The 14,425-nt window shown below is 55.0% G+C and carries 11 protein-coding genes; 6 read left to right on the top strand and 5 right to left on the bottom strand.

The window, feature by feature from the left end:
- Window positions 1-1,030 precede the first annotated feature (1,030 nt).
- The 5 genes from NJC38_RS24855 (at window position 1,031) to NJC38_RS24835 (ending at window position 6,607) form a co-directional block, all read left to right on the top strand.
- Window positions 1,031-1,459, top strand: a complete 429-nt coding sequence (locus tag NJC38_RS24855; protein WP_253117519.1) for a nucleoside triphosphate pyrophosphohydrolase family protein — start codon at window positions 1,031-1,033, stop codon at window positions 1,457-1,459.
- 26 nt (window positions 1,460-1,485) lie between these two features.
- Window positions 1,486-2,628 (top strand): hypothetical protein, encoded by a 1,143-nt coding sequence (locus NJC38_RS24850; protein ID WP_253117517.1) that lies wholly within the window; start codon window positions 1,486-1,488, stop codon window positions 2,626-2,628.
- The gene (locus NJC38_RS24845; RefSeq protein WP_253117515.1) at window positions 2,629-4,821 is read left to right on the top strand and encodes a hypothetical protein; all 2,193 of its coding nucleotides are present in this window, start codon (window positions 2,629-2,631) and stop codon (window positions 4,819-4,821) included. It begins immediately after the preceding gene.
- A 608-nt stretch (window positions 4,822-5,429) separates the two neighbouring features.
- On the top strand, window positions 5,430-5,882 hold the full coding sequence (locus NJC38_RS24840; RefSeq protein ID WP_253117514.1) for a RidA family protein: 453 nt from the start codon (window positions 5,430-5,432) through the stop codon (window positions 5,880-5,882).
- Window positions 5,883-6,100: 218 nt separating this feature from the next.
- Window positions 6,101-6,607: a DUF4142 domain-containing protein gene (locus tag NJC38_RS24835; RefSeq protein WP_253117513.1), complete on the top strand. Its 507-nt coding sequence runs from the start codon at window positions 6,101-6,103 to the stop codon at window positions 6,605-6,607.
- A 65-nt stretch (window positions 6,608-6,672) separates the two neighbouring features.
- Here the strand turns inward: NJC38_RS24835 and NJC38_RS24830 are convergent, their stop codons facing one another.
- The 4 genes from NJC38_RS24830 to NJC38_RS24815 form a co-directional block, all read right to left on the bottom strand.
- Window positions 6,673-8,160, bottom strand: coding sequence for a DASS family sodium-coupled anion symporter (locus NJC38_RS24830; RefSeq protein ID WP_253117510.1), 1,488 nt, complete (start codon window positions 8,158-8,160; stop codon window positions 6,673-6,675).
- A gap of 247 nt (window positions 8,161-8,407) precedes the next feature.
- Window positions 8,408-9,016, bottom strand: a complete 609-nt coding sequence (gene ttdB / locus NJC38_RS24825; RefSeq protein WP_045493943.1) for a L(+)-tartrate dehydratase subunit beta — start codon at window positions 9,014-9,016, stop codon at window positions 8,408-8,410.
- Between the two features lie 11 nt (window positions 9,017-9,027).
- Window positions 9,028-9,927 carry a L(+)-tartrate dehydratase subunit alpha gene (ttdA, locus tag NJC38_RS24820; RefSeq protein ID WP_084709880.1) on the bottom strand — a complete coding sequence of 300 codons (900 nt, stop codon included), beginning with the start codon at window positions 9,925-9,927 and terminating at the stop codon, window positions 9,028-9,030.
- A gap of 44 nt (window positions 9,928-9,971) precedes the next feature.
- Window positions 9,972-11,345 (bottom strand): dicarboxylate/amino acid:cation symporter, encoded by a 1,374-nt coding sequence (locus NJC38_RS24815; RefSeq protein WP_253117508.1) that lies wholly within the window; start codon window positions 11,343-11,345, stop codon window positions 9,972-9,974.
- A gap of 178 nt (window positions 11,346-11,523) precedes the next feature.
- Here NJC38_RS24815 and NJC38_RS24810 point away from each other — a divergent pair, with 178 nt between their 5' ends.
- On the top strand, window positions 11,524-12,450 hold the full coding sequence (locus NJC38_RS24810) for a LysR family transcriptional regulator (protein WP_253117507.1): 927 nt from the start codon (window positions 11,524-11,526) through the stop codon (window positions 12,448-12,450).
- A gap of 326 nt (window positions 12,451-12,776) precedes the next feature.
- Here NJC38_RS24810 and NJC38_RS24805 read toward each other — a convergent pair whose 3' ends face one another.
- Window positions 12,777-14,084, bottom strand: coding sequence for an MFS transporter (locus NJC38_RS24805; protein ID WP_045484603.1), 1,308 nt, complete (start codon window positions 14,082-14,084; stop codon window positions 12,777-12,779).
- Window positions 14,085-14,425: the final 341 nt, after the last annotated feature.

The raw sequence follows: 14,425 nt of genomic DNA, 5'->3' as shown, positions 1-14,425 counted from the left end.
TGCGCCCGTGAGGGCAGATAACCAAGGCGTTGCCTTGGTTATCTAATAATCAGCGGCTGAAAATCGGGCCTTTCGGCATCCTCAAGCCGTCCATTTCCGGCTGATGGGCAACTTGTTCGGAGTTTCCCTAACAACGCTGCTGCCTTGATCGCACAAGGCTTTGCGGCATTCCCCCTCGTGACAGTCGGCGTGACAAAGGCCGATATATCACCAGCAACAACCTTGCAGATGATGGTGCCGCAGGCCAAGGAATGGACTGCACCTGACTGACAGTCAGGCATGCCCCGGTCATCGCAGTGCTGCTTGCACATCGCTCAGGATCTCGCGGCACTGGTCTCGTCAGCCAGTGCTGCCTCCAGCCGCCCACCGGTAACGGTGTTCAGGAGGCTAGATCATGAGATGCCCTTGCTCCCGGACGTAAGGAGCCGCCAGTCCCGCGTTAGAGGACATCCCCACAGGTCGCAGGGGTCTTGATCCCTGATAACACTCAGCATTCTTGGCGGGATGACGTGGGGAAACTCATAAGGTACTACTGAGGGAAGGGCTAAAGGGTGATATCGAGAGGATACGTCTCTCATACTGACGAGGTGTGATTCACTGAGGAGCGAGTACATTCTACTGTGGCATGAGGTATGCTGGTGAAAGCGTGTACCCCTCTAAATACAGGGATCTAATCGTGGAGAAGGTATTACTGATCACGTGTTCTGAGGGTGTACAACCCGGAAAGCCAATGCTGAGCGCTTCCAATGGCCTCACTCAGCCTTGCGCAAGTACAAATCTAAACTCAGAACCTCCTACGCTTAACCAAGTAGTGTGTTCTAACGCCTACAATACTGAAAGTATATCAGAACCGAACTCATCTTCGATGCAGTGCAACAGGTCTAGCATTGGAAGTAGAAGAAACCTCTCAATAAGATCTTGGCCATACTCCAAAAGCATGTTGTTATACGGAACTGGCAAACCTGAACCCCCGAAACCACCAATTAAACTCAGACAAAATTCAATTACGCCCCACAACTAAGGAGTCTCTGTGAGCAAGCCATTCGATAAGCGCATTCAGGAAATGAATGAGATGTATAAACTCCCAATCAATACCACTCCGACTCTCCTGCCGGACCCCGCCGACAAACTTAAAAAATTTAAAGCAACCTTAATTGACGAGGTAAACGAAATTGACGAAATCATTGAAGGAATAAAAAACGGGCAACCAGATATTGATACTAAAGTCGCCATAGCTGACCTACTTGGTGACATAATCGTATACTGCAGATCTGAAGCCTTGAAGTATGGACTACCACTTGAAGATGTACTTAAAATCATAATGGACAGCAATGAAAGCAAATTAGGCGCCGATGGCAAGCCAATTTACGATGAAAACGGTAAATTCTTAAAAGGTCCAAACTACTGGAAGCCCGAGCCAAAAATTGAAGCCCTTCTTTTGAAGCATAAAGAAGACTAAGATCATTGGCCATAAAGGAGCCTTAATTGAGCATTGTTAGCATGGACAAGTGCCAGACACTTCAAGATATTGAAGCGGCATATTGGGAGATTCTTTCGAATAAAGATGAGAAGTTTGTCATTCCTGCGGACTTTCTCAGCGCTCGACGTGGCGCTTTGCATGACGCCTCTCGTCTTCAACTTATAATCACGCTGGCTCGCCAAGAATTAAATGGAGATTTCTTAGACTTTAGCAAAAGCGTTAATCCTGAGTCTTTAATAGACAACATTGCCAATTATTCTCCAGGTGTAGCCGCCGTACGCCTTTCAAAAGGAATCCGCATTGGCGATAGAACTTTCAGCAGAAGAGACGTACTTAAGGCCGCAGTTGAGAGGATGCAAGCAGCTGACGCTGCAGAATACGAAAAAGTCATTCGCGGCAGAATTATAGATTTAATTTGCGTCGCTGGTTCTAAAATTCAATATTTGCGGCCACTGTTCAGTGCTGACGGAGTGGTAAAAACTCCGCCTGATATGACAAAGTCAATTAGAGAGCTTATCGATTTTGTCAATAAGCAGAGTTCGCAGGGAATGCCGGAAACCTTAACAGAAAGTTTAGGATTATTTTGTAGCGAGCTTGTAGGAAACACTCAGGATCACGCCACATCAGACCATCTAGGAAATAAGTATCATGCTCATGTAGAGGGTCTGATGCTAGGTTGGACCCGTCTTGACGAAGATATTTTTTCTTCTGACTTTGAAGGAAATCAAGAGCTAAGAGAATATTGGGATCGGGAACTATCTACCACGGAAAATAATAAGACAAGCCTCCGCGCATTCCAAATAAGTTTCTTCGATTCTGGGCCGGGCTTTGCTTCTCGAATAAGTGGGAAGAGTATCAAGCAGATGAACCTGGAAGAAGAAAGAGAATATCTTACCCAGTGTTTGAGTGCCCGTACCACTACAAAATTTGAAGACGCCGCCGGCCAGGGACTTCAAATGGTACTCAGGGAACTCCAAAAGATCGGAGGCCTAATAAGAATCAGAACAGGCCGAATGTCAATTTATAATCAATTCAAGAAAAATGACACCTCGCGCAATTTATTAGACTTCAAAGATTGGAGCAGCGAACCGCTAGCGCCAGTTGTAGGTTCTGTTGTAGCAATTTTAATACCGCTGAGGGCCGTGTGAATGGAGCGTTATTTTCAATGGAATTCAATGTCCAGCGGCTCTGGCGGTGGTAGCGAAGAAGCTTTGGTCGTTTGCTATAACGACTGCGAGCTTTCGCCAACTCAAGTTTATTCTGACATAGAAAAAGCATTAAAATACTCGCGACATCTACCAGATTGCGTGTACATAGTTGGGAGTAGTTCACAGCTATCAGTATTTAAGGAAGCTTGGGAACCCCATCAGCATAGATTGCTGGATTTACTGAAAAGAGGTGTAAAGAATGAATGCGTACGTATAGATCAGTATGTATTTCTTGAATGGCGCAACAATGACTTTATTAGCCACACTCTTGACGGAGGCAAATTAGAATATAAATTCTCGGCAAAGAAACTGCTTCGAGATGGCTTAAAAGCATTAGTTCTAAAAAATAACGTCATCAGCACAGCACCCTCAGGCCACTCATTCAAGCACCCATCTGGAACCTTGAACAGCATCTTCATCCAAGCACGCGAATTGGCTAGTGATGAAGCGGAGCTATGCTTAGTCGGTTATGCACTTGCCCTAGAGTATTCGGATAAACTAAAGAAGGCATCAAAAGTCTATATTGACACTATGGGCATCCACACGTTTGTAAAAAATGCCCTAATGCGCGTAGGTAGCAAGGCAGAAATAGTTAACTTTCACTCTTACGCTCAACTCGAAAAAATGAACCCGCCGATGGAGGATTACTTCTGTGTAGTGTCAGCCTCAACTTCTGGCGGAATGGCAAAAAAAATGACCACGCGAAGGTTTCGCGAGGAATGCATCTCTACTTTGATTGACAGAACTGAGGCAGGTCGCCTCGGCAGAATTTTATTACCACTAGACAAAATAGGAATAAAAATTGAAGTAAAGGAAGATGACGGAAATACCCTAATCGAAATCATCGGAGAAAACTTTTCCGCAAAATCCAAACCGCCTAAGTCGGTTGTGATTGCATTGAAACACCGCCCAGAAAACTTGCCTCAAGTTCATAGCCACTTTGGCCTAGGGCGCATCCTCGGCTTCTATGATGACAACGGTTCTAATAAGCTGCTATTTTTAGACCCCGAGCAAATGCTAGCTGATAAAGAATTCTGCGATTGGCTAGACGCTGAAATCGATTGGTCGGTATCAATGGCCACTAACCTGATCATACACTCTGATGACCCTGGCTCTGTTAAGCTGGCAAAGATGGTTCATGAGAGGCTTCAAAAACGGTTAGTAGATAAACCGATAAGAATTGAACCCTGCTCAAGGCTAGACATCCAAAAGTTTGAAAGCATCACCGGTGTTTTGGTTGTTACAGTGGTCGCCCGGGACGGGGGAATACTACGCGAAATTAGTCGCGACCTTAGAGCTTATATAGATGCGAAAACTCCAAGACGTTTCCTCGCTCCGATAGGTATCCCTGAAAGCCGCAAAGCTTGGGGGCAACTTAAAAGTTTTTTAACGAAAAACCCTTCACCAAGAGAATATGGTTTTTCTAACTGGCTGTGCCTACCCATAGGCAGTGATAGCAAGGAAAATGCTTGGACTCGGCTAACAAATGTTGGAACGAAAGCCGAAATGGTCATCGAAGGATTCGAGGCTGACGTATCGCAAGAGGTACGTAACGGTGCTCTAGAACTTGCAGCGGAGCTTATTGAAAAATATAGGCACAGCCTCTTGCCCACGAAAGATGGTAAGGATCTATCATTGTCTCATGGCTTCCTCTTCTTCGAAGCCGACAGTGAGATCTCTGAAAGGTATGCTGAAGTTTCACAAAGCGCAGTGTATTTAACTATTGCTGCTGTCCTGCAATGCGCACGAGAACATAACGAGCACGGACTAATGTTGAGACCGACTGGTTATGAATCAGCCGTACTTTCTCCAGAGTGCTTTCAGCGATTTAACGACAATATTCTTCAGGCATGCTTCCTCCGATCCTGTCTACCATCAGAACTGGACTACTCAGCCAGCCCCGAGTTGAGCAAACTGATGAAGGAGATGCTACTCAAAGTATTCTCGCGATGGGACAAACAGTATGGCGACGCGTCCTTGGAGTTCGCCGCAGCGCTGGCAACAGGTACACTGAAACTAACTCGGGATGATACGACTATATTGCTAAACGAATCCATCGGCCTTCATAAGGAAAAGCCATCATCGCTGCTGGGATTACTATTAATGGCTAAAGGCAAAGATTTTATCAACTAAACAACACTGAACAGTTAAAAGTTCAGGAGCATGCACATCAGAATTTTTCTTTACTAGAAAAATCATCTGAAAGCCCTGGCTAGGGGCTTTCAGACCTGCTCCAGACCATCGCTATAAATTTGGATAGCTCATTTTGCAATCTGAATCGAAAGCAATAAAAATATTTAAGCACAAATGATTGAGCTGTATCTTTTGTGTAACCCATAGGACACAAACATATTTAAGCGACCGATACCAAAAAGGGTATATTTAGAGATACGATCTAGTAACCAAAAGCAAATATCCAGATAATACAGGTGGTTACGCATCTGTTCGACTCCTGGTGCGCCACATTCAAAAGCCCCGCTTCGCGGGGCTTTTGCGTTTCCGAGACTCTGAACTCTCTTCCCCTCCATTCTCCAGCGTCCACGTGCTGCCCACGCCCCGATCAAAATCCGACCTGCCCAGCCTGTTGAGATCAGGCCCCAATCGTCCACCCAAACGCGACAATCATTCCAATTCCATCCGATTACTCTCCCGGCAAACACTCTTTAAGCTCTCTCCCATCACATCGGCACCCCGCCACGCCGAACCCGTTACCCCTATCTCTCAGCTTAAGGAATCCAACCATGTCTACCACCCAACCAGCCCTGCCCAAGAAAACCGCCAGCTTCGGTGTCGCCTGGGAAGGTCTTTACGGCTACGTTCAGGCTGTTCAGGTCAAAGACACTATTTACCTGTCTGGCCAGCTCAGTCATGACCGCGAAGGTAATCTGGTCGCTCCTGCGGCTCTGAACAGCTCCGGTAAGCCGGCTGACTTCTCTACGATGGAGGCGCAGATGCAGCAGACCTACGTAAACATCGTCGATCTGTTGGCGGAGTTTGGTGCGACGCTGGATGACGTGGTGGAAGAGACGATTTTCGTCATTGATGTACCAGCGGCCTTTGCGGCTGCGGGCAAGGTGCGTAAGGCATTTTATGGCGCAGACATCCCGCCGGTGGCCAGCAACCTTATCGGCGTTTCCGGTCTGGCGTTTCCAGAGCAACTGGTCGAAATCACCATCCGGGCGGTGGTCGCGTAAATTATCGATGCCCTCTCCCAAAGGCCGAGCGTTCGGACAACGCTCGGTCCTGCTGCGGTCTTCAGATGCGGCTTGAAGCTGCGCCTGATTTGATCACCCTACCCGCACGACACGCCCCCAAACCACCCATCCCGCCCCAGCACAACTCCATTGAACTCACGCCGCCCCACCCACTCCCTCTCTCAAGCAGCACCCAAAAATCCAAGAAGGAGTTCACCATGAAAAAGGTATTTCGCGCTGGCGCCCTGAGTCTGTTCGTGGCCATGGCCAGCACCACTGCTTTCGCCGCAAGCCCTGCGGCGTTTGTCGATGACGCCTCGGCCAAAAGCATTGCGGAGATCGAGAACGGCAAGCTGGCGGTGGAGAAGAGTCAGTCGGCTGATGTGAAGACGTTTGCCGAGATGATGATCAAGGATCACACGGCGGCGAATGAGAAGCTCAAGGACATTGCCGCCACCAAAAAGCTGGAGGTCAGCGACGACGCCGAGCTGATGGACAAGGCCAAGAAGATGATTCTTGAATACCGCGATGCATCCTTCGACAAAGCGTATGCCGAGAATCAGGTCAAGGCGCATGAGCAGACCATCAAGCTGTTCGAGGATGAGGCCGAGAACGGTGACGATCCCGAGGTGAAGGCCTTTGCGGCAGAAACCCTGCCCAAGCTTAAAACCCATCTGGAAGCGGCCCGGAAGCTGGCGACCAGTCATGGCGGCAAGGCCGAGTAATTCGGATTACCCCGCTTGAACCCAGCAGCCCAGGCTCATACCTGGGCTGCCCCCTCCTCTGCCCCTCAAATCCAGCCCAGCCAGTTCCAGTAAGTGCTGGCGAATACCATCAGCAACACATAGCCCACCAGCGTGACGACGATGCCGACCCTGGCAAATTGCTTGGGGGTGAAGGTGTCGGTGCCCAGGCAGACCATGTTCTGCGGGGCGTTGATTGGCAGGATAAAGCCAAAGCTCACCACAAAACCGAGCAACATGGTCATGCCGATGCGGCTGAAGTCGCCGGGCAGGGTCAGCAGCACGGCCATGAGGATCGGCAGCAGTGCAGAGGTCAGTGCGGTGGCGCTGGCGAAGCCCAGGTGGATGAGGATCAGAAAGGCGCTGAGGATGGCGAACACGCCGAGCGGGCCGAGGCTGTCCAGGCCGGTGTGGGCAACCACTTGGGCGCCCAGCCATTGCCCGGCCTGGGTCGTGAGCAGTGCGGTGCCCAGGCTGATGCCGACCCCGAACACGATCACCGTGCCCCACGGGATGCGCGCTTGCAGGTCTTTCCAGGTCATTACGCCGAAGCGCGGCAGCAGCAGGATCACTAATCCTGCGTAGGTGGTCGAGGTGGTGTCGAAGGCGTGCAACCGGCCTTCGCTGGCCCACGCCAGTAACAGCAGCAACGAGACGCTGGCCAGGCGTTTTTGCGCGCCGCTCATGGGGCCAAGGTCGGCCAGGCTTTGGTTTACCGCGGCCATGCCGCCGGGCACGCTGTCGCTCTCGGGCGGCAGCATTTTCAGGACCAGGAAGATCAGCACCAGCGACATGATCAGCGCCCACGGTGCGCCAGCGATCAACCAGTCGATCCACGACACCCGCTGGCCGAGCATTTTGTCCATGAAGCCCACGGTCAACAGGTTCTGCGCGGCGGCGGTCTGGATGCCGACGTTCCAGATGCTGGTGCCGTGGGCGACGATGATCATCAGCCCGGCGGCGATGTTGGAGCGTTGGGCGACGCCAAATGCGGCGATCACCCCGACCATGATCGGCACCACGCAGGCACTGCGCGCCGTGGCGCTGGGCACCAGCAGGCTGAGCAGGATGATCACCAGCATGGCGCCGAACAGAATCCGCCGGGTGCTGGCGCCGACCTTGCTCAGGGTCAGCAGGGCGATGCGGCGGTCCAGCCCGGTGTGGGTCATCGCGGCGGCGATGAACAGGGCGCCGACCACCAGCGCCAGCGCCGGGTTGGAGAAGCCGTTGAGGGCCATGCTGATGCCGGCCGATGAACCGTAGGTTTGTGCAGGGTCTTGCAGGGTGGGTGCGGTGCCGATCAGTAAGGCCATCAGCGAGGTGATCATGATTGCGCTGGCTTCGTAAGAGACCGCTTCGGTGACCCAGACCGTGACCGCAAAGGCCAGGATCGCCAGCATGCGTTGGCCGGCGACCGGCAGTGCGGCGGGCAGTGGCAGCAACAGCACGATCAGCATGGCGACTACGGCGACGATCAGGCCGGGCGGAAAGCGTACCGGCTGAGGCGGGGTTGTGGGTGAGGTAGTGTCGTTCATCAGCGTGCTCCGTCTGGCGCCAGATGTGCGCTGGATCAACGATACGCGTGATGGAGGTTTTGGCACTGACACGGGTCAGGTGGGGCTGTGTTGGTAGAGAAAAGCGCAGCCGAAGCCCCGACCGCCGCACAGCACCGGGCCCCGTAGCTGCTTAGCAGCGAAAAGGCTTCGCTGCTGAAGCAGCTCCTACGGAGGTCCGAGGGTATACAGGCAACCGGCCCCGAATGGGGGCCGGCCTGCCTGCCGGTTATTTGATAAACCGCACCTGGCTGTTGATCTTCTCGATCACCGAGCCTTTGCGCTCGTTGAAGCGGGCCTTGTTCTGTTCGAACAGGTTGTTGCCCTTGGTATCGATAGAGATGATCAACGGCCCGAACTCGCGTACACGGTTGACCCACAAGGTCTCGGGCATGCCGAGGTCTTGCCATTCGGCGCGTTCGATTTCTTCGACCTGGGTCGCGGCCAGTACTGCGCAGCCGCCAGGGAACACCGCATGCACGGCTTTGTTTTCCAGGCAGCCGGTGGTGGTTTCCGGGCCCATGCCGCCTTTGCCGACGATCAGTTTCACGCCGGTTTCTTCGATGAATTGCTTCTCGAATTTTTCCATCCGCATGCTGGTGGTCGGGCCAATGGAGACCATTTCAAAGCTGCCGTCGTCCTTGGTGCGCACGATCGGACCGGCGTGGAAAATCGCCCCACCGCGCAGGTCCACCGGCAGTTCACGCTTGAGCTCGATCAGGCGACGGTGCGCCACGTCACGGCAGGTGACCAGTTGCCCGGTGAGGTACACCACGTCACCCACGTTCAGTTCTGCCAGGTCTTCATCACGGATCGGCGTAGAGAGGATCTTTTTCACAGGCGCGCTATTCACAGGACCACTCCTTCGTGGGACAGGATGTCGTAAGACAGGTCAGCATTGATGCGGATCTTGCCGCGGCGGTGTGCCCAGCATCCGGTGGACACGGCAACACCAATGGTCGATGGGTGGCGGGCGGAGGATTCGATGTTCACACCCATCACGCTGCTGTTGCCGGTCAGGCCCTGCGGGCCGATGCCGATTTCATTGAGGCCGTCTTCGAGCAGTTTTTCCATCAGTGCAGCGCTTTCGTTGGGGTGGCTGGAGTCCACTTCCCGCAGGATCGCCCGCTTCGACAACCGCGCGGCGGTCTCGACCGAGGTCGAGACGCCCACGCCAACCAGCAACGGCGGACAGGCGTTGACGCCCCGAGAGGTGATCACGTCGAAGACAAATTCGGTCACGCCTTCGTAGCCCTGGCCCGGCATCAGCACCTTGGCCGAACCCGGCAGGGTGCAGCCGCCACCGGCCATGTACACATCCACGATGGCGTGGTCGGCATCGGGGATGATTTCCCAGTCCAGCCACGGGATTTTCGAGCCGGTGTTGGTGCCGGTGTTTTTCTCGATAAAGGTTTCCACCGCGTTGTGGCGCAGCGGCCCTTGAATGGTCGCTTCCTTGGTGGCGTTTTCCAGAATGCCTTCCAGCTCGCTGAGCAACGGAAAGCGCGCACCAGCCGAGATAAAGTACTGAATCACCCCGGTGTCCTGGCAGCTCGGGCGGTTGAGCTTGTCGGCGTATTCCTGGTTGTCGGCCATCGAGTCGTATACAGCGATGGCCAGCGGGTTGGTTTCTGCGGCGCGCAGTTTGGCGGTTTTTTCTTTCACGTCTTTGGGCAGACGCTTGCCGATATAGGCGGTGAATTTCGCCATTACATCGGTCAGTGATTCCACGGCCAGTTGTTTATCCACGGTTTATCTCCTCACATCACAAGGCTGTCATTTCTGGTTTTTATTCATGAGTTCAGGCTGGCGGCGGTGCTGCCGGTGGTCACGCTGCCGGGTTCGGCATGCGGGCGCTTGGCCAGGCTCGGGGCGGCAGTGCTGGCTTCGGGTTCCAGCTCCGGCACGGGCTGGCCGTCGAGCACTTTGTTCATGCGGTCGTGGTCGAGGGCGCCGACCCACTTGGCGATGGCCATGGTGCCGACCGCATTGCCGATGGTGTTGGTGATGGCGCGGGCTTCGGACATGAAGCGGTCTACCCCCAGCAGCAGCACCATGCCGGCCACCGGAATACTGCCCAACGAGGCCAGGGTTGCCGCCAGGGTGATAAAGCCCGAGCCGGTCACGCCCGCCGAACCTTTGGAGGTCAGCAGCAGCACGCCCAGCACGATCAACTGGTCGGTCAGCGACAGCGGTGTGTTGGTGGCCTGGGCGATGAAGATCGCCGCCATGGTGTAGTAGATGCACTGGCCGTCCGGGTTGAAGGTCAGCCCCGACGGGATTACCAGGCCAACCACCGGCCGCGACACGCCGACTTTCTCCAGCTTGGTCATCAGTTGCGGCACCACCGACTCCGACGAGCTGGTGCCCAGTACGGTGAACAGTTCCTCTTTGAGGTACTTGAGAAATTTCCACAGGCTGAAGCCCGACAGCCGGGCAATGAAGCCGAGCACGAAGACCACGAACAGGAAACAGGTGATGTACATGGTCGCCATCAGCTTGCCGAGCGACACGATCGAACCCAGGCCGTACTTGCCAACGGTGAACGCCATCGCGCCACAGGCGGCAATCGGGGCAACGCGCATCACCAGGCCGACGATGTAGAACATGCCATGGGAGAAGGTCTCCAGCATGTCCACGAACGGTTTACCGCGTGGCCCGAGGTGCGACAGGGCGATACCGAACAGGGTCGAGAACAGCAGGATCTGCAGGATTTCATTCTTGGCAAAGGCGTCGGTCACGCTGGCCGGAATGATGTGCAGCAAGAAGTCGGTGAAGCTGCCTGAACCGGTGGCTGCGGCGGCGGTGTAACTGGAGATGCTCTTGATATCCAGCGTCGCGGGGTCAACGTTCATGCCTACACCGGGCTTGACGAAGTTGACCACGATCAGGCCCAGCACCAGGGCGAAGGTAGAGAGGATTTCGAAGTAGATCAGCGCCCGCATGCCGACGCGGCCAAGCTCCTTCATGTTGTCCATCTTGGCGATGCCAAGCACCACGGTGGCGAAGATGATCGGCGCGAAGACCATCTTGATCAGTTTGATGAACGCATCGCCCAGGGGCTTGAGATCGGTGCCGACCTGGGGCCAGAACACACCAATCAGCACACCGGCAGTCACGCCGATCAATACCTGGATATACAGCTTGCTTAAGAGTCGTAAGACCATTGCCTTCTCCGCATTATTTTTGTGTCGGATGTACGGGCGGCCCGGTTATCCAATGGCTGAGTCAGCGGCCACTAATAACCCGGTTTTTTTGTGGTTAATCACGGGATAGAAAGTTACTGGTTTTTCAGAAATGCGGTAATACAATGAAATTCACTTCATTGTTGCTTGCAGGTTAATGATGAACCCGGTATCGGAACTCGGTTTTTTCACCCTGCTGGTCAAGCTCGGCAGCCTGGCAGCCACTGCCCGCGAGCTGAATCTCACCCCGCCAGCGGTTTCCAAACGTCTCGCGCAAATGGAATCGCGCCTCGGCGTGCGCCTGCTCAACCGCACCACGCGCAGCATCAGCCTGACCGCCGAGGGCGAGACGTACCTGGTCAACGCCCAGCGCATCCTTGGTGAAATCGAAGAGATGGAGCGCCAGGTTTCCAGCAGTCGGGCAGCGCCCAAGGGGCTGCTGCGGGTCAACGCGCCGTTGGGGTTTGGCCGTACCCATGTGGGGCCTGCGGTGTCCAGCTTTGCCAAGCGTTACCCGGAGGTCGAAGTGCAACTGCACCTGACCGACCGGCCCATTCACCTGCCCGATGACGCCATCGACGTGGCCGTTCGTTTCGGTGAGCTGCCCGACTCACGGCTGATTGCACGCAAGATCGCCAGCAACCGCCGCCTGCTGTGTGCCGCACCGGAGTATCTGAAAGCCTGCGGCACGCCAGAAACGCCCAGAGACCTGGCGCAACACACCTGCATCGTGCTGCGCCAGAACGAGTCGGCCTTTGGCAGTTGGCGTTTGAGCCGGGGCAAGCACAGTGAATCGGTGAAAGTGCGCGGCAACCTGAGCACCAACGACGGTGAGGTGGCGCTGAACTGGGCACTGGATGGCCACGGCATTCTGATGCGCGCCGAATGGAACCTGGCCGACCATTTACGCAAAGGGCGGCTGGTGGAAGTGCTGGAGGAATACGAAACACCGCCGGCCGATATCTACGCGGTATACCTGGAACGGCTCAACCTGTCGGCCAAGGTGTCGTGCTTTATCGAGCACCTGCGTGAGTATTTCCAGCGCCGTGCCGGTGAGCCGGATGGCAGTTTGGGGGGGTGGAGATGATCGCAGTAAGTCGTGCCAAAATAACAGGCACTACTCCGGATCGCTGGGAGATTCTATGGCCCCATACAAGCCCTAAGCAGTGTCGTTGGATGTGCCACAGCATTCGTCGGCTGAGCCGACTCCCACCGAGTTAGCGACGTGCTCAAGTAGTGGGCATTACGCCGGACAGGTGGGAGTTGGCTTGCCGACGAATACTGCTGTGCATCCACAACAGATACAGCGGTTTTACTGGCCCTATCGCTGTAGTCCGGCATTACGGCAACTGGAGCGTCGGCCGGCCACTCCCACCGAGGCCGCCTCAGATCGGCATTAGCGCTACGGTGCGTTTAACGAGCCGCTTCGGCCGTAGGTGCGCGGGCAGCCTCGGCGGCCACCTCTTCCTCATGGTGCTCGCGCTCCAGGGTCGCCTGCACCAGTTCGTCGGTGACGCGAATTTCGGCACCCACCGGCGACATTTGCACGGTCGGCTCGAACGGTGCAGTCGGCGTGCAGGCCGGGTGGACCTTGCGCCGCCACAGGAAGAACAGTGCCATCAGGCTGTTGAGCGCTACAAACGACCAGAAGAAGCCGCTGTCGCCCATCTGTTTCATGGCCGGCGAGATGATCAACGGGCTGAGCGCCGAACCGACCGAGTTGATCAGCAGCATGCCCTGAATCACCCGCACCAGTTCATTGGACGCCACGTTGTCCGTGGCATGGGCGACCGCAACCGGGTACAGGGCGAACACCCCGCCACCGAGCAGAAACAGCATGACGGCCAGCAGAATCATCGAGCTTGGCAACACCAGGATCAGCACCGACAGCACGGTACAGAAGGCGCTCAGGGCAATCAGCACCACTTGCCGGTCCTGGCGGTCGGACCAGCGGCCCACCGGGTACTGCAGCAGCATCGCGCCGCAGATCACGCAGGCCATCAGGTAACCGACCTGGGTGATGTCCATGCCGACCCGTTGCAGGTACACCGGCAACAGCGCGTACATGCCGGCGATGGTGATACCCGAACCAAAGGTGCCCATCACCCCGGTGGGGGTGATGCGCAGCAGGTCCTGGGGCATCAGCGGCTCGACGTTACCCATTTCCGGGGTGTTGCGCGGCAGGATCACCATTGGCAGCACCGACAGCGAGGCGAGCATGCCGGCAATCATGAACGGTGCGGTGTCACCCAGGGCATTGATGACGCCCAATTGCATCTGGCCGAACATGCCCGCGCCATAGAACGAGATCATGTAGATCGCCAGCAGGCGGCCGCGCATTTTCTGGTCGCCCGACAGCAGCAGCCAGCTTTCCACGACCAGGAAGATACCGACGATGGCCAGGCCGTTGATCAGGCGAAACACCAGCCAGGCCCACGGATCGAAAATCAGCCCCTGCAGCAGGAAGGTCACGGCTGTCAGCGACGCGAAGCTGCTGTAGGCACGGATATGCCCGATACGCTCGATCAGGCGGTCGCCGAACAGCGCGCCGATGGCCAGGCCAAAGAAGTAACCGGAAGAGATGAAACCGATCAAGGTGTCCGACACACCGGCGGAATCGAGCCGCAAGGAGGTCAGGGAAGAGATGAATCCGTTACCGAGACTGACAATGAACAGCCCAAGCAATGGCCCAAGGACCAACGCCAACAATTTACGAGACACAACGCCCTCTGAGTTTTCAACAACCACAACGATGATGCGTGCAATTGTTTGACGGGCAGTCGGTTGGGTCCGTCCTGTCGACGATCTGGCAATTCAGCATCCGGAATTTGGCGCGGATTCTAAGGCGCGAATTAGACAAAAGATATAACGAACGGACGTGCGTAAAGGGACAATTTGTCGCAGGAAAGATTTGCCTTTTTAGCCAGCGATTTTTGATGTGAAAAAACGGGTGCGCTCGAAGAAAAATACCATTGAGCTATGGAACTGAGCAGAACCAATACTCTCGCTGTGGATGTGCCACAGCATTCGTTGGCTGAGCTCACACCGGGCCTGCGTCAAGC

It is taken from the genome of Pseudomonas sp. 21LCFQ010, from assembly GCF_024129905.1.
Taxonomy (GTDB): Bacteria; Pseudomonadota; Gammaproteobacteria; order Pseudomonadales; family Pseudomonadaceae; genus Aquipseudomonas.
Note: the sequence above shows the minus strand (reverse complement) of the source record. Positions and strands in the feature narration are given on the sequence as shown.

Excerpts from the sequence above, each read along its gene's own strand:
- NJC38_RS24815 (WP_253117508.1), bottom strand. The coding sequence starts at position 11,345 with ATGGTCTTACGACTCTTAAGCAAGCTGTATATCCAGGTATTGATCGGC.
- NJC38_RS24830 (WP_253117510.1), bottom strand. The coding sequence starts at position 8,160 with ATGAACGACACTACCTCACCCACAACCCCGCCTCAGCCGGTACGCTTT.
- NJC38_RS24840 (WP_253117514.1), top strand. The coding sequence starts at position 5,430 with ATGTCTACCACCCAACCAGCCCTGCCCAAGAAAACCGCCAGCTTCGGT.
- NJC38_RS24810 (WP_253117507.1), top strand. The coding sequence starts at position 11,524 with ATGAACCCGGTATCGGAACTCGGTTTTTTCACCCTGCTGGTCAAGCTC.
- NJC38_RS24845 (WP_253117515.1), top strand. The coding sequence starts at position 2,629 with ATGGAGCGTTATTTTCAATGGAATTCAATGTCCAGCGGCTCTGGCGGT.
- NJC38_RS24835 (WP_253117513.1), top strand. The coding sequence starts at position 6,101 with ATGAAAAAGGTATTTCGCGCTGGCGCCCTGAGTCTGTTCGTGGCCATG.